15 protein-coding genes and 1 pseudogene are annotated in these 16,433 nt (G+C 34.7%); 15 read left to right on the top strand and 1 reads right to left on the bottom strand.

What is annotated here, in order from left to right; all coding sequences use genetic code 11:
• Positions 1 to 380: 380 nt before the first annotated feature.
• From HMPREF3270_RS13460 to fumC, 9 genes and pseudogenes are all read left to right on the top strand, one after another.
• The gene (locus HMPREF3270_RS13460; protein ID WP_070848427.1) at positions 381 to 1,439 is read left to right on the top strand and encodes a PTS sugar transporter subunit IIC; all 1,059 of its coding nucleotides are present in this window, start codon (positions 381 to 383) and stop codon (positions 1,437 to 1,439) included.
• Between the two features lie 175 nt (positions 1,440 to 1,614).
• Positions 1,615 to 3,064: pseudogene (locus HMPREF3270_RS13455) on the top strand (ABC transporter permease subunit).
• On the top strand, positions 3,057 to 3,779 hold the full coding sequence (locus HMPREF3270_RS13450; protein WP_070848426.1) for an amino acid ABC transporter ATP-binding protein: 723 nt from the start codon (positions 3,057 to 3,059) through the stop codon (positions 3,777 to 3,779). Before HMPREF3270_RS13455 ends, HMPREF3270_RS13450 begins: the two are co-directional and overlap by 8 nt.
• A 295-nt stretch (positions 3,780 to 4,074) precedes the next feature.
• Entirely contained in the window at positions 4,075 to 4,827 is a 753-nt protein-coding gene (gene argB, locus HMPREF3270_RS13445; protein WP_070867280.1) for an acetylglutamate kinase, read from the top strand.
• 122 nt (positions 4,828 to 4,949) lie between these two features.
• Positions 4,950 to 6,074: a tRNA epoxyqueuosine(34) reductase QueG gene (gene queG, locus HMPREF3270_RS13440; RefSeq protein WP_060804856.1), complete on the top strand. Its 1,125-nt coding sequence runs from the start codon at positions 4,950 to 4,952 to the stop codon at positions 6,072 to 6,074.
• Between the two features lie 5 nt (positions 6,075 to 6,079).
• Positions 6,080 to 6,550 carry a tRNA (uridine(34)/cytosine(34)/5-carboxymethylaminomethyluridine(34)-2'-O)-methyltransferase TrmL gene (trmL, locus tag HMPREF3270_RS13435; RefSeq protein ID WP_002481297.1) on the top strand — a complete coding sequence of 157 codons (471 nt, stop codon included), beginning with the start codon at positions 6,080 to 6,082 and terminating at the stop codon, positions 6,548 to 6,550.
• Positions 6,551 to 6,706: 156 nt separating this feature from the next.
• Complete coding sequence (locus HMPREF3270_RS13430; RefSeq protein WP_070848423.1) at positions 6,707 to 7,306, top strand: sugar phosphate isomerase family; 600 nt, start codon at positions 6,707 to 6,709, stop codon at positions 7,304 to 7,306.
• 132 nt (positions 7,307 to 7,438) lie between these two features.
• A complete protein-coding gene (locus tag HMPREF3270_RS13425) occupies positions 7,439 to 7,852 on the top strand; it encodes a hypothetical protein (protein ID WP_002481295.1) in 414 nt (137 codons plus the stop codon).
• A gap of 158 nt (positions 7,853 to 8,010) precedes the next feature.
• Positions 8,011 to 9,399, top strand: coding sequence for a class II fumarate hydratase (gene fumC, locus HMPREF3270_RS13420; protein WP_023016261.1), 1,389 nt, complete (start codon positions 8,011 to 8,013; stop codon positions 9,397 to 9,399).
• Between the two features lie 64 nt (positions 9,400 to 9,463).
• On the opposite strand, the gene HMPREF3270_RS13415 is transcribed toward fumC, so the two are convergent.
• Entirely contained in the window at positions 9,464 to 10,291 is an 828-nt protein-coding gene (locus tag HMPREF3270_RS13415; protein ID WP_070848422.1) for an RluA family pseudouridine synthase, read from the bottom strand.
• A gap of 136 nt (positions 10,292 to 10,427) precedes the next feature.
• Between HMPREF3270_RS13415 and HMPREF3270_RS13410 the strand changes: the two genes are divergently transcribed.
• The 6 genes from HMPREF3270_RS13410 to HMPREF3270_RS13385 all read left to right on the top strand — a co-directional run bounded on the left by HMPREF3270_RS13410 (position 10,428) and on the right by HMPREF3270_RS13385 (position 16,289).
• Complete coding sequence (locus HMPREF3270_RS13410) at positions 10,428 to 11,582, top strand: GAF domain-containing sensor histidine kinase (RefSeq protein ID WP_002481292.1); 1,155 nt, start codon at positions 10,428 to 10,430, stop codon at positions 11,580 to 11,582.
• Positions 11,557 to 12,183: a response regulator gene (locus tag HMPREF3270_RS13405; protein WP_023016258.1), complete on the top strand. Its 627-nt coding sequence runs from the start codon at positions 11,557 to 11,559 to the stop codon at positions 12,181 to 12,183. The genes HMPREF3270_RS13410 and HMPREF3270_RS13405 overlap by 26 nt, the downstream gene beginning before the upstream one ends.
• A 145-nt stretch (positions 12,184 to 12,328) precedes the next feature.
• Complete coding sequence (locus tag HMPREF3270_RS13400) at positions 12,329 to 13,603, top strand: dicarboxylate/amino acid:cation symporter (RefSeq protein WP_002481290.1); 1,275 nt, start codon at positions 12,329 to 12,331, stop codon at positions 13,601 to 13,603.
• Positions 13,604 to 14,010: 407 nt separating this feature from the next.
• Positions 14,011 to 14,475 carry an XRE family transcriptional regulator XdrA gene (locus tag HMPREF3270_RS13395; RefSeq protein ID WP_002481289.1) on the top strand — a complete coding sequence of 155 codons (465 nt, stop codon included), beginning with the start codon at positions 14,011 to 14,013 and terminating at the stop codon, positions 14,473 to 14,475.
• Positions 14,476 to 14,673: 198 nt separating this feature from the next.
• Positions 14,674 to 15,804 (top strand): DUF445 domain-containing protein, encoded by a 1,131-nt coding sequence (locus HMPREF3270_RS13390; RefSeq protein ID WP_070867279.1) that lies wholly within the window; start codon positions 14,674 to 14,676, stop codon positions 15,802 to 15,804.
• 131 nt (positions 15,805 to 15,935) lie between these two features.
• Entirely contained in the window at positions 15,936 to 16,289 is a 354-nt protein-coding gene (locus tag HMPREF3270_RS13385) for a YlbF/YmcA family competence regulator (RefSeq protein WP_002481287.1), read from the top strand.
• Positions 16,290 to 16,433: the final 144 nt, after the last annotated feature.

Genomic DNA, 16,433 nt, shown 5'->3' with positions numbered 1-16,433 from the left:
TATCTCATCAACCGAATTTATTATAGAGCCTAAATAACTGGTTATATTTAAAGGCTTTACATTGACTGTTTCAAACTTTTCCTTAAAGCAATGACTATATTGACGTAAAGTAATATCTGTTGATGTATAGTCTGGACTTTTAAGAGTTTTCAAGAATTACCTTGTTTATTCCATTCTAGAAGTGAAGTTGTTTTTAATTATCTGATACAAAAATTTAAAAAGTTATATAGAAAGCGCATTAACTATACTTATTAAATATATGATTTGATATGCATATGTAACTTTATGTTACCTTTGTTCCGTTTTTCGTATTGTTGCTTTGATAGAATTATTATAGAATAAAAGCAATAGTTATAGAACGGAGGATAAATTTACATCTTATGGCTAAATCAGAGTTAAACACAAAAGTATTTTTTAGTAACATATTGAATGCGGTAGGAGCAGGCGTTGTAGTTGCTTTGTTACCGAACGCATTACTAGGTGAAATCCTTAAGTTTTTCATGAATGGAAATCATTATTTAGAATTAATTTTTCAAATCGTTATAGCAATACAATCTTTTATGGCGTTTATTATAGGTGTCTTAGCGGCACATCAATTTAAATTCAGCGGTCCGTCTGCTGTCATGATAGGGACTTCTGCAATGATAGGTTCTGGTGCAGTACAATTCACTTCGAAAGGCTTAGCTTTAAAAGGTATTGGGGATATTATCAATATCATTATCGTTGTGATGATTGCATGTGTGCTTGTATTGCTTTTAAGTGGTAAATTAGGTTCACTTGAAATGATCATTTTACCTGTAGTGATTCCTGTCGTTTCTGGTTTTATCGGTTTAATGTTTTTACCATTTGTATCTCATATCACTAAAGCATTAGGTGCGATGATTCATTCATTTACGGAATTAAATCCATTATTGATGAGTATCTTAATCGCAATGACTTATGCTTTGTTAATGGTTACGCCAATTTCATTGGTAGCGATTGCGACTGCCATTTCGTTATCAGGCTTAGGCAGTGGTGCAGCAAACTTAGGTATCGTTGCAGCATGTGTAACATTCATTTGGGGCTCGTTGCCAGTCAATAAAGCAGGTGTCAATATCGTATTGATCATTGGTGCAGCTAAAATGATGATTCCTGTATATTTCAAACATTTGATTATCGCAGTACCATTAGCTTTAAATGGTTTAGTTGCTGGTCTTGTAGCATACTTTATCGGCATCCAAGGAACACCAATGTCAGCAGGATTTGGCTATACAGGACTTGTAGGCCCGATCAATGCGTTTAACCGAATGGAAGGCGATTCATTTACAAATATTGTATTATTAGCATTTGGTTACTTTATCATCCCATTTGTTTCTGGTTTTATTATCCATCAAGTATGTAAGAGAATTTTACCAGGTTATAACAATGAAATTTATAAATTTGATATACCTAAACAATAAATCTTTGGCCTTGTTCAAATCCGAACAAGGCTATTTTTATGCAGTTATTTATATGAGTAACTCAAGTTTTCAGAAAATTTAAAAATACCTATTGCATATTGATACAACTATATGTATAATAATTCCATAAGTTAAGGAGGACATCGCTATGATACAACATAAAGCATTAAACATAATTAAAGTATTCATATGTACGGTATTTTTACTCGGCATCATTTTACCGCTATTTAATTTAAAGGCAAATGCTGAGGCACAAGACCCCGTATGGGAAAAGATTAAACAAAGAGGGGAATTAAGAGTAGGACTATCTGCTGACTATGCGCCATATGAATTCGAATCTTCGAAAAATGGAAAACGAGAATATGTCGGCATTGACGTTGAATTAGCTAAGAAAATTGCTAAAGACAATCATCTAAAGCTAAAAATTGAAAACATGTCATTTGATAGTTTATTAGGTGCTTTGAAAACAGGAAAAATCGATATGATTATTTCTGGAATGACACCAACACCAGAACGTAAAAAAGAAGTAGACTTCTCAGATTTTTATATGAAGTCTGGACAATCCATCATTGTTAAAAAAACTGAGATCGATAAATATAAATCATTACGTGATTTTGACAATAAAAGAATCGCAGCACAAAAACAAATGACTCAAGAGCAGTTAGCAACAACAGAAATTGAAAATGCTGATGTTCACTCGTTAACACGTCTACCAGAAGCAATCATGTCTTTAAAAAGCGGCAAAGTAGATGGCGCAATTATTGAAAGACCTGTAGCAGAGGCTTACTTACAACAAAATCCTGAATTAGGATTTGCGAAAGTTAAATTCCATGAACCTGATAAAGATAATTCAATTGCGATACCTAAAAATGCGCCGGTATTACTAGCGCAAGTAAACAAATCAGTTAAAGATGTAAAAGATCAAAACTTGATTCCGAAATATAAAGATATCGCAGCACAATCTATGGAAGAAGAAGGAAACTTCTTTACCAAGTACGGTTCATTTCTTTTTAACAGGTATTAAAAATACAATTTTAATTTCTATAGTCGGTGTAGTATTTGGTGCTTTATTTGGCGCATTCTTCGCTTTAATGAAATTAAGTTCAATAAAACCTTTAAAATGGTTAGCTTCTGTATACATTGAATTTATCAGAGGTACACCATTACTTGTACAAGTATTCTTAGTGTTCTTCGGTACAACTGCTGTATTGGGTTGGGATATCTCAGCGCTAATTTGCGGTATGATTGCGATGGTTATCAACTGTGCTGCATATATTGCAGAAATAATCAGAGCGGGTATTAACGCTGTTGATAAAGGCCAAACAGAAGCAGCCAGAAGTTTAGGTTTAAGCTATGGCCAAACAATGAAAACAATTATTTTACCTCAAGCAATTAAAAATATTTTACCAGCGTTAGGTAATGAGTTTGTGACAGTTATTAAAGAATCATCTATTGTGTCAGTTATCGGTGTCAGTGAGATTATGTTTAATGCCCAAGTTGTCCAAGGTGCATCTTTTGATCCATTTACGCCATTACTTGTAGCAGCAATTCTTTACTTTGTATTGACCTTTGTATTATCAAGAGTCATGAACTTCTTTGAAGGGAGAATGAAAGTCAGTGATTAATATTAAACATTTAAAGAAAAACTTCGGCAGTAATGAAGTTTTAAAAGACATTGAACTAGAAATTAACGCAGGAGAAGTAGTGGCGATTATAGGACCATCTGGTGGAGGTAAAAGTACTTTATTAAGATGTATTAATCTTTTAGAGCAATCAGATGGCGGAGAAATTAACTTTGAAGGTACTAATATTTTAGGTAAAGATGTGAAAGTAAATGAATTACGCCAAAAAATGGGCATGGTTTTTCAAAACTTCAATTTATTTCCGCATAAAACCGTCTTAGAGAATATCATGTTAGCACCGAAGTTACTAAAACATACAGATTCAACAAGTTTAAAACAAGAAGCACAAGAACTTTTAGATAAAATAGGTTTATCAGATAAAGGAAATAGTTATCCAGCACAATTATCAGGAGGTCAGAAACAAAGAGTTGCGATTGCTAGAGCGTTGGCAATGCATCCAGATGTATTACTCTTTGATGAACCGACTTCTGCACTTGATCCAGAAGTAGTCGGAGATGTGCTTCAAGTTATGAAAGAACTTGCGAAAGAAGGCATGACCATGGTTGTGGTCACACACGAAATGCAGTTTGCGCGTGATGTCAGTGACAAAGTGGTATTTATGGCAGATGGCATTGTAGCTGAAGCAGGTACGCCTTCACAAATTTTCGGTAATCCGCAAAATGAAAGAACGCAACAATTTTTAAAACGTGTATTATAACGAATAGCAAGCAGCAGTGATGATGGATATGACGTTATTGTTTAGAGCAATGACCCTTTTAAAACTAAATTAGTTATTTCATCATCTTCTTGCTGTGATGCTTAAATATATGCATTAGTATATAAACCATATCACCCAGTAAAAGGCACATTTCTATACCTCAATTATAAAGATATTATGTTTACTGATTAACAAATATCAAAATAGATTGTGGCGTTAACTTTTTAAACCAGTTTAAAAGATATTTATAGGTATATGTCATTCAACTAGAGAAAGGGATAAAAGTGATTGATTCATGAAATTCATTGTTATAAAAATCAGTGGTAGTATTATCAATCAATTAGCATCTACGACATTTAAACAAATTGCTGATCTTAGAAGTAACGGACTGTATCCAATTATTGTGCATGATGGCGGTCCGAAGGTAAATGAAGCATTAAAAGAAAATGGTATTGAAGCGGAACATATCAATGGCATCAGGAAAATCAATCTTCCAACCTTAAATATTATAGCCAATACTTTATTATGCAAAGTCAATGTTGACGTAGTGGAAGAAGCAAATGAAGTTGCACAAGATTTCATTGGCATTAACGGGGCGTATTTTCCAATATTTGATTGTCGTCCTATTTCTAAAGAACTAGGTTTCGTAGCCGAACCAGAAAATATCAATCGAGAAGTGTTTCAACAACTTTGCACGAATTATATTCCAGTCGTTGCTTCTATCGGTCGCTATCATAATCAATTTTATAGTATTTATGCAGAAACACTTGCTTATAAAATTGCCGCAACATTACAATCACCTTTAATCATTTTAAGTGATATACCAGGTGTACAAAACCAAGGTGAAGTTATTTCAGACATTCAACTTTCTGAATTAGACAAATTAATCAACTCTAAGATGATTAGTGATGATATGATTCCAAAGTTGAAAGACGCATCGAAAGCACTTAGTGCAGGCGTTAAAGAAATCGTGATTGCGCCAGGTTATGAAGAGAATATTATGAGACAGTATTTTGATGGACAACCCGTCGGCACAAAAATTCATTAATAATTATCAACAAGCTGATATCTACAGAAAGGTATCAGCTTTAATTTTTGAAGAAAATTTAACTTGTATCTATGTATTGTGTGTTAAAATACAAAATGGACCATGGATATGGAGGCATTATGGTGGATAATAAACAATTAAAAAAAGATATTATTGAATATGCCCATCAAATCGGGATAGACAGTATCGGTTTTACAACTGCTGATCCATTTGATGAGCTTAAACAAAAGTTAGTGGACTATCATGCCAAAGGATATGCATCTGGTTTTGAGGAATCAGATATTGAATTAAGAGTGAATCCTAAGTTGTCTATGCCGACTGCAAGATCCATTATTGCTATCGCAGTAGGTTACCCAAACAAATTGAAGGGTGCACCGAAAAGTGTTCGAGGCGATCGTAGAGGGATGTTTGCACGTGCTTCATGGGGACAGGATTATCATACAATCATGCGAAAACGCTTGGATAAATTAGGTGAGTATATCAAGTCACGCGTACCTGATGTAGAAATGTTATCTATGGTAGATACAGGTGTATTATCAGATCGTGCTGTGGCTGAACGTGCCGGATTAGGTTTTACAGGAAGAAATGGCTTTGTTATCAATCCTGACTTAGGGACATGGACCTATTTAGGTGAAATGTTAGTCAGTATTCCATTTGAGCCAGACGACCCATTGCTCGACAGTTGTGGAGATTGTACGATTTGTGTTGACCGTTGTCCAACTGGTGCATTAGTTGGGAACGGACAATTAAACAGTCAGAAATGTATTTCATTCCTGACTCAAACAAAAGGTTATTTACCAGATGAATATCGCTATAAAATCGGCAATCGATTATATGGTTGCGATACGTGTCAGCAAGTGTGTCCTAAAAATAGGGGGATTAACACAGAACACGATGATATCGTTTTAGAACCTGAAATATTAAAACCACGTTTAATTCCTTTACTACAAATGAGTAATAAAGAATTTAAGAATACGTATGGACATTTAGCAGGTGCTTGGAGAGGTAAGAAACCAATTCAACGTAATGCGATTATCGCATTAGCACACTTTAATGAAACAGCTGCATTGCCAGAACTAAAAGAAGTAGCGTTAAATGATCCAAGACCGATGATTCGGGCAACTGCTTACTGGGCAATTGGCCAAATTGCAGGTGAGGATGAACGTGATTTTATCGAAGCACATCTCGCCGATGAATTAGATGAAGTACAAGAAGAAATGTTAAAAGGATTAGAAAAGAGGAATTAAGTAACATGACAAACCATGTCGTATTATATCAACCCCAAATTCCTGCAAATACAGGGAACATAGCTAGAACATGTGCAGGCACAGATGCACATTTACATCTAATTAAACCCCTAGGGTTCAGTACAGATGATAAAATGTTGAAACGTGCCGGCCTAGATTACTGGGTGCATGTGAATATTACTTATTATGAAAGTATTGAAGAGTTTTTTGAGAAAACTGATGGACATTATTATCTCATCACTAAATTCGGTCAAACGACCTTTACTGATTTTGATTATTCAAATTCTGATGAAGATCATTATTTTGTATTTGGGCGTGAAACGACAGGGTTACCAGATTGGGTAAAAGAAAAATATGCTGAAACAGCATTAAGAATTCCGATGAACGATCATATTCGTTCATTAAACCTATCTAATACAGCTGCAATCTTAGTCTATGAAGCATTGAGACAACAGAATTATCCACATTTACATTAATGGATATTTGGGTTTGAGTGAAATCAATTAATGAAACAGGTATAATAGAATTAACTATTACGTGTATCTATTGCGTTTACTTCTTTTAAGAACAGGGTAAATAATGTAGCAATCGAAGTGATATACGAACTGAGAACAATTAGAGGAGTGTACATTATGGCAATGAACTTTAAGGTTTTTCCAACTGCAGATAAAGCTGCACGCTATTCTGCAGATATTATCAGAAAGACATTTAATAATAATCCGACAACAATCATGGGTGTGCATCTAGCAGATGACAACGCACCTGTTTTAGAAGACTTAAAACAAAACGTGTTGCGTCACCCAGTTGATTTCAGTCAAATCAACATTTTAGATTATGATGACAACAAATCATACTACCAAACACTTGGTGTACCAGATTCACAAGTTTATGAATTATCATATAACGATGGTGTCGTTGATTTTATCGAAGAAAACATTAAGTCTAAAGAAAATAAAGCTAAATTCACATTACAAGTTTTAACTATTAATGATAAAGGCAACCTAGATGTTGCGGTAAAATCAGGCGTAATGCCTGCTCGTGAAGTTATTTTAGTTATCACTGGTGCTGAAAAAGCTGACTTAGTGAACAAATTATATAATGAAAACGGCAACTCAAGCTATGTACCATCTGATTTAAAAGCACACCGTATGGTAAATGTTATTTTAGATGAAGCAGCAGCAGCTGGTTTACCAGAGGATGTACGTCAGTACTTCACTGAACGCTTCGCTTAAGCTGAATAATGCATTATCAATAAATCCGAGTTATGTTGATGAATTGAAACATAACTCGGATTTTAATTTGTATTCAGAGTGTATTTCCTTTATTATTTTGTTGAATGAGTAATTTCAGAAAGGAACATTTCCATGCAAAATCTACATAAACATTGGAAACTCTTAATGTTAGCTACTGTAATTTTTGGATTGTTATCTATCAAAGGTTTTCCAATTGCATTAGGCGCACTATATTTACCAGTACTCTTTCGTGTAGTCAAACTACAAATGAATTTATCTGAAGGATTAGTAAGTCAACGAGATCCGCAAATGTTTATCAAGAGTAACCAAAAAGGTGTCATTATCAGTGTGATTTGTTGTATTGCGATTACATTTATTTTATTTAAGCCTTTAGGTGATTTTTATAACAGTTTAACGGGCTTTTTAGGAACATTGATTAACATCAGTCCTATTTTATTAGTAATCAGTATTATTTTATATATTTTAACTGCTGTTGCGGTTATTAAAGCTGTTAAACTTCACTTTAAAAGTGTTGAAACTAAATAATATGTATATATAAGGAGTCTAGCTCACTAGGCTCTTTTTTTTAATACGTTTTTAAGTCATAGTCAGACATGAAAGCGTTAACTATATAGAGATTTAATTTAAAAACATTTAATGCTATACTTATGATAAATACCAATCATAAAGGGGAGACAAGTCAAATGTCAGTAAGAATTGAACATGATACATTCGGAGAAATTGAAGTACCTGGTGATAAGTTCTGGGGTGCACAAACTGAAAGAAGTAAACGTAATTTCCCAGTAGGTAAAGAGCGTATGCCGATTGAAGTGGTATACGGCTTTGCACAATTAAAACGTGCAGCAGCATTAGCTAACTTTGAATTAGGTAAATTAAGTGAAGCGAAAAAAGACGCAATTGTCTTTGCGTGCGATCGTGTAATTAAAGGGGAACTCGATGAACACTTCCCACTTGTTGTATGGCAAACAGGAAGCGGTACGCAAAGTAATATGAACGTTAACGAAGTAGTCAGCTATGTAGCTAACGATTACTTGAAAAAACATGGCAGTGAAGAAACAGTACATCCAAATGATGACGTGAATAAATCACAAAGTTCTAATGATACTTTCCCAACTGCAATGCATGTTGCGTTATATCATGAAATTGAAGCAAACTTAGAACCAGCATTAAAACAATTACGTGATACATTTGCGAAAAAAGAAAAAGATTTCCATGACATTATCAAAATTGGTCGTACACATTTACAAGATGCGACACCAATTCGCTTAGGTCAAGAAATCAGTGGTTGGCGTTATATGCTAGATAAATGCGACCAATTATTAGGTGAATCTAAAGCGCATTTATTAAGTTTAGCAATCGGCGGTACTGCAGTAGGTACAGGTATTAACGCACACCCTAAATTCGGTGATATGGTTGCTGCGAATATTAAAGAAAATACAGGCTATCCATTTGTATCTTCTGAAAATAAATTCCATGCATTAACAGCACATGATGAAGTGGTTCAATTGCATGGTTCATTAAAAGCTTTAGCAGCTGATTTAATGAAAATCGCAAATGACATTCGTTGGTTAGCATCTGGTCCAAGAGCTGGATTAGCTGAAATCAGCATTCCTGAGAACGAACCAGGTTCTTCAATCATGCCTGGTAAAGTTAACCCGACACAATGTGAAATGTTAACAATGGTTTCTGTACAAGTAATGGGTAACGATACAGTAGTTGGCATTGCCGCTTCTCAAGGTAACTTTGAACTAAACGTATTCAAACCAGTAATCATGGACAACACATTACAATCTATCTATTTACTCGCAGACGGTATGCGTACATTTGATGAAAACTGTGCGCAAGGTATTGAACCAATCGAAGAAAATATCGATCAGTATCTAAACCGTTCATTAATGTTAGTAACTGCTTTAAACCCACATATCGGTTATGAAAAAGCAGCTAAAATTGCGAAAAACGCACACAAACAAGGTATTACACTAAAACAATCAGCTATTGATTCTGGCTATTTAACAGAAGAACAATTTGATGAGTGGATCAAACCAGAAAACATGGTTGAACCAAAAGAATAATCAATTATCAAAAGATAAATTAAAATTAAGTAAACAAAAATGGAGAGGGCATTTGCCTTCTCCATTATTTTTTGTCATCCAATGAAACAGAAATCTTTTCTTTCGTTAACGGATGTACAAATTCAATTTTATGACTGTGTAAACGTAATTGACGTAATTTAGAATCACCATATAAAGGATCTCCAATAACTGGATGGCCGATTGCGGCTAAATGTACACGGATTTGATGTGTACGTCCTGTGTCCAATTTAATATCCAGTTCACATTCATTTTCTTTTAACATATGTGCATCTAAGATATGAGTGATGGCTTGTTGACCCGTCGGTGAAACACGTCTGCGGTTAGGGTGAAACTTGTCTTTACCGATAGGTTTATCGATAGTTTGCGGTTTAAGCGGTAGTAAGCTTTTAACTACTGCTTTATAAATACGTGATATTTGATTTTCCTCTAACATGCGATCTAGTAATTTTTTCATCAATGGATTTTTCGCCACAATCAGTAAACCGACTGTTTCTTGGTCTAGGCGATGAATAGGTTCTGCATAATCACTATCAAGTGTATATATGACATGATTCATCAATGTATTGCTTTCTTTTAAGTCGTTAGGATGTGTTTTTACCCCTTTAGGCTTTTTGATAATCGCAATGTCTGCGTCTTCATAATAGACATCTGCGTAACGGTAACTTGGTAAATAATTACTTGTTTCATCTGGAGTCGGGACAAACACTTGATCTCCTTGTTGCACTTTTGCTGAAAGCTGTGCAGGTTCTTGATTAATGGTAATGGCTTTTGACATATTTAATTGATGCAGTTCTTTCTTCGGTAATTTCACATCTTGGAAAATTTCTCTTAATGTATAGCCGTTATATTGTTCAGGTACTTTAAATTCCATAACTTCCTCCTCGATTATTACTTAATATCATAACATATTCTGCGTTGTGAGAGTTGCGTGTGCAAGTGGAATGCTATCGTTATAGAGATTGAATCGGTATAATAAAAATAGATTATAGATAAGAGAGGTGAACACTGTGGTTAAACCGACACGTTTGGCATTATTAAAAGAAATTGCAGAATATCTGAATGAAGAAACAGAAATTTATACTATGATGCATGGCGCATTAAAGCTGCTCATTGAAGGCAGTGCATTTACAACAGGCTGGATTTTCTTCATCAATGAAGCCGGAGAACATGAAATGGCAGCTGATTACCAATTACCACGTTCTTTAACGAAACATGATTGCCAAAGTATGCGAGAAGGCACTTGTTGGTGTGTACAAGCTTATCACAGTGAAAAGTTGATGAAAGCCTCTAATATTATTCATTGTTCAAGAATCAGTGCCGCAAATCAAGAATACGCTGATGAATCTGGAGGCATTACACATCATGCGACAGTTCCGCTACGTTCAGGTAATGAACGATTTGGTTTATTAAATGTAGCTTCTCCTGATACAGTAAAGTATTCAGAAGAAGATTTAGAACTATTAGAATCTGTTGCATTTCAAATCGGTTCTACGATTAAGCGTATTGAATTAACGAATAAAGAGAAAGAAGCGGCACGTTTGAACGAACGAAACCGACTGGCACGTGATTTACATGACTCTGTCAATCAGATGTTATTTTCATTGAAGCTGACTGCACATGCAGCACATGGTATGACAGAAGAACCTGTAGCGAAGAAAGCTTTCGAAACAATTGAGACTACAAGTCAACAGGCTGTAAATGAAATGAGAGCTTTGATTTGGCAGTTAAAACCAATCGGGTTAGAACATGGTCTAGTGAGTGCATTGAAACAATACAGTCATTTAATTGGCATTCAGCCAGACATAGAAGTAGAAGGCCTTATTGACTTGTCTAGCAGTGTTGAAGAGCATAGTTATCGTATATTGCAAGAAGCGATGAATAATATTAAAAAGCATGCACAAACGAATCATGCACATGTACTCTTGCATCAACATGAAAATAAGTTTGATATGGTAATCTCAGATAAGGGCGCTGGATTTAATCCTGACTGGATTGACCAAACCTCCCATGGTATTTATAATATGCGTCAACGTATCAAACAAATACAAGGAAAAATGGAGATAAATTCTAAATTGGGACAAGGGACAACAATACGCTTAAGTGTACCATTGACTCAAACAGAGAAGGAGACAAAACATGAATCAAGTCGTTTTGATAGATGATCATTACATTGTACGTCAAGGTTTGGAATTTTTGATTTCAACCATTGATGATTTAGCTGTACAAGGTTCTTTTGCGAACGGCAAGGCATTTATAGCTGAGTTAGAACAAAGTGGACAACATCCTGATATTGTACTGCTTGATTTAGTAATGCCTGAGATGAATGGTATTGAAGTGACAGAATATCTTAAATCACATTATCCTGAAATCAAAATATTAGTGTTAACCAGTTATGCGGATGATGAACATGTGATTTCAGCAATCAATAAAGGGGCAGACGGATATGAAATGAAAGATGTCGAGCCTGAGCAACTAATTACATCTATACATAAAGTTTTGCAAGGAGAAAAAATCATACACCCTGAAGTACAAAAAGTGATGGAAGATGTAGCGAAAAAACCGCATCATGTCAATAAACTCTCTAATCGTGAAAAAGACGTCTTAAAAGAAATGGCAAAAGGTAAAACGAACCGTGAAATCGCTGAAGCTTTATATGTCTCTGAAAAAACGATTAAAACACATGTCAGTCATATTTTCTCTAAATTACAAGTCAGTGACCGTACACAGGCTGCTATTTATGCAATGGAAAATAAACTTATCTAATTCAACATTAAACGTATTTGAAAGGTTAGTCTAATAACTTTCATATACGTTTTTTTATTTTGTGAAAAACCGCACAATAAAATGTATATTTACTATTTATGTAAAATTAGACTATAATAGAACTATACAAAGGGGGATGAGACATATGAAGAGTAAAAAGTTAACAATGAACATTGTCATTGCACTTGTAGCAGGGATTATTATCGGATCCATTTGCGACATTTATGCAGACACAAGTTTAGTAAAAGGGGTAGACCAATATTTCTTTAACACAGTAGGTCAAATATTTCTAAACTTAATCTTTATGCTCGTAGTACCAGTCGTATTTGTATCGATTGTATTAGGGGTAGTTGGTGTCGGTGATCCGAAATTATTAGGCGGTATCGGCTTAAAAACACTAGTGTTTTTCTTATGTACGACAGCGATTGCGATTACAATTGCGATTGTATTGGCATTAGTGGTAAAACCAGGTGCAGGCCATTCAGACTTAATGAAAAGTACCGAGGTAGCTTCATATCAAAAAACGTTAGATAAACAAAGTGAAGGGGCAGAAGCACCGGCAAATCAAACTTTTGATCAAACTTTAATCAATCTGTTTCCAAAAAATCCAATTGAATCGATGACTCAAGGTAATATGTTGCAAGTGATTACGTTCTCGATTTTCATTGGGATCGGGATGATGGTATTAGGCGATAAAGCTTTAGTCGTCCGACAGTTTTTTGAACAATTTAACGAGATACTGATGTATATTATTTCAATGATTATGCGTGTGTTTGCGCCGATTGGAACGTTCTGTTTAGTAGCACATGCATTTACAGGAGCTGGACTTGGTGCAATCAAACAACTAGGTTTATACTTCATTGTTGTATTAGCTGCTTTAATTCTACATTTCTTCTTAATTTATGGCGGTACAATCAAATTTATCGCTAAAGACAGCCCAATCAAATTCTTTAAAGGATTTATTCCAGCGATTACGATTGGTTTCGGCGGTTCAAGTTCTAATGCGGCACTGCCAGTTTCAATGGAATGTACCAAGAAAATGGGGGTACGACCAGCTATTGCGTCGTTTGTACAACCGCTTGGTGCAACTATCAATATGGATGGTACGGCTATCATGCAGGGGGTTGCAACCGTCTTTATCGCACAAATTTCAGGTGCGCAACTAACAATCTTACAAATTTTAACAGTGATTGTGATTGCGGTCATTGCAAGTATCGGTACAGCAGGGGTGCCAGGTGTAGGGTTAATTATGTTAGCAATGGTACTTACAGCTGTTGATTTAAATCCTGCCGCAATTGGTATTATTATTGGTATTGACCGACTCTTAGACATGACACGTACAGCTGTAAATATTACAGGGGATGCAGCATGTGCGTTTATGATTTCTAAGCAAGAAGATAGAAAAGCAATCAGTTCATAGTATATGACAGGGGATTGAGATGTTCTAGCAACGTCTCGGTCTTTTTTTATTTTGTGAAAATATGACTTAACTGTGAAAAGAATATTTCTACTTTAAGGTAAAATTAACTTAAAATGTAAAAATCACTTGAAATATCGCAAATTTTCGCCATAATAGAATAAGGGTATAAAACCACCAGATCAAGCGTAACCAATTCCGTTAAAATGTAAGGAATTGGCAAATATATAACTTATGACGTGTTTGATTATTTAGACAATTTCGGCTTTATCAAAATACGTCATAAAAGCAAAATTCGCTCTTTTAATTTTTCGCATTTTGTATTAAGATGTAATTTGTGTTTCAAGAATTGTGTATTATTGCAATTTCTTGCGTACGGAAAGATTACACAATAGAAAGGTAGAGTAATAATGGACAGACAAAGTTTTACAGATTTAATTCAAACTAAGTTCAAGATGGTGAGAATAGAAGCGGGCTACACTCAAGATACGATGGCTCAAACAATCGGACTATCAAAGAAAACACTCGTACAAATTGAGAAAGAACGCGTTTTACCAAACTGGACTACATGTGTTTCAATTTGCGCTTTATTCAGAGACTCTGATGTCTTAAATAGTACTTTTGGATGTGACCCCCTTGAAATCGTCCAAACAATTTCTAGAAATCACTGTGCATATCCTAAACATGCCACAACAAGTGATATCTACTGGAATACATTAGATTCTAAAAATGGATTTATCCTGCAAAGTAATAAAGTCAGTGAAATCTACCGTGTATTAAATCAAAACAAACAACCTATTTTTGGTACTTCTAAATTAAGAGAAGCTGAAACATATTTCGGAAGAATCTCTAAAGATGAATTAGTACATGCTTAATTCAATACGATAAATAAGTGATAACAGAATCTCTAATAGAGGTTGATACACTTTTTATCCCATGTATGACTTTACTTAAAAGATTGATGGCGTTATTCCATCAATCTTTTTTTGCGTTTAGAAACATCTGAATTGTGAATGTAAAGAGATATATTGTAATATTAAACCTACGAGTGATTGAAAAGGAGATAAAAAATTATGCACGCATTTTTCGTCATATTATTTATGATTGTAATTGACGCAATTATTGGCGGTGTTACGAATATCATTGCGATTAAAATGTTATTCCATCCGCAAAAAGCTTATCATATCGGAAAGTGGCGTATTCCATTTACACCTGGATTAGTACCTAAACGTAGAGAAGAAATCGCGAATAAAATTGGTCGCGTTATCGAAGAACATTTAATTACTGAAGCACTGATTAAAGAAAAAATCAGTTCAGCGAGTGCAAGACAAGCAATTGAAGGATTTATTTCACAGCAAATCAATAAACTAAGCAGTGATCGTGCAACTTTGCAAAACTTTGCGCAATCATTAGATATAGATTTTGAAACAGCAGCGCAGCAAAAGGTTCAGCAACTGATTGAAGATAAGTTGCAACAATACTATCAAGAACATGGTCAATCCGAATTGCGCACTTTAATACCTGAAGCATTGGAAGCGGAGATAGATGAGAAAGTCGAAAGTTTAACACCATTACTGTGTGATCGTGCACGCATCTATTTGTCTTCTCAAAAAGGGGAACAAGATATCTATAATATGTTAGATACTTTCTTTGAGGAGAAAGGTAAAATTGTCGGCTTGCTTGAGATGTTTATGACAAGAGCGAGCATTGCTGAGCGTATTCAAGTGGAATTGATTCGTTTAACAAATCATCCGAAAGCACGTCAAATTGCAGCACAGTTGATTAGAAATGAATACCAAACATTAAAAGGTAAACACTTGAATCAAGTCTTATCACAAGCGCAATTTACAAATATCAAAGATAAAATGACTCCAATTATGATGGCGTATATCGATATCCCTCATAAAGCGAACCAACCAATTTCTGAATTAGCACCTGGCTTAGTACAGTATGCTCAAGCACATGCAGCAAGCTTTATTACCGATTTAATTGTAAATAAAGCAGCGGAGCATATTTCATCAATTATGAAACAAGTCAATTTAAGTGCGATTGTTGAAGAACAAATCAATTCATTCGACTTAGACTATATTGAACGTTTGATTATTGAAATTGCGAATAAGGAATTAAAATTAATCATGATGCTCGGATTCTTACTTGGAGGAATTATTGGTTGTTTCCAAGGTATTATTGCATTATTCGTTTAAAATGAATCGTGTTGGGAATGTGATTAGTGGCAGTTAATAAGAAATTGGGTAAATGTTTCGACACTGTTATATATTTATGTTATGTTTATTGACGACGTAGTAAAACAATAACTTATAGGAGTGAATTTGAAATGGCAGTAGATTTAAAAGAACAAGCACAAAAATTAGAAGAGGCTTTAAGAGAAAGCAATGAGTATCAAGCAATTAAAGATGCTTATGACAAAGTTAAAGCTAACGAAGAATCTAAAAAGTTATTCGATGAGTTCCGTGAAACACAATTGAAATTCCAACAAATGCAAATGCAAGGACAACAAATCGAAGAAGAAGACTTACAAAAAGCTCAAGAGCAAGCACAAGCAATTGAAAAAGACGAAAACATTGCTGAATTAATGCAAGCTGAACAACAAATGAGCCAAGTTTTCCAAGAAATCAACCAAATCATCGTAAAACCTTTAGATGAAGTTTACGCTGAAGGCGAACAATAATAATTAGACATTTTAACTGTCGGGTGACTTCACCCGGCAGTTTTTTCATGTTTTTGTTATCTGTGTTCTTTAGACGCATAGCAGGCGACTATGGTAAAATAAGATGATACTTTGATTACAAATCAATTGAATTTACATAATTTA

The sequence above is a fragment of the Staphylococcus sp. HMSC65H10 genome (assembly GCF_001839185.1).
In the GTDB taxonomy this organism is placed as follows: Bacteria; Bacillota; Bacilli; order Staphylococcales; family Staphylococcaceae; genus Staphylococcus; species Staphylococcus simulans.
The sequence above is the reverse complement of the archived record's forward strand: the minus strand, read 5'-3'. Positions and strand labels throughout refer to the sequence as shown.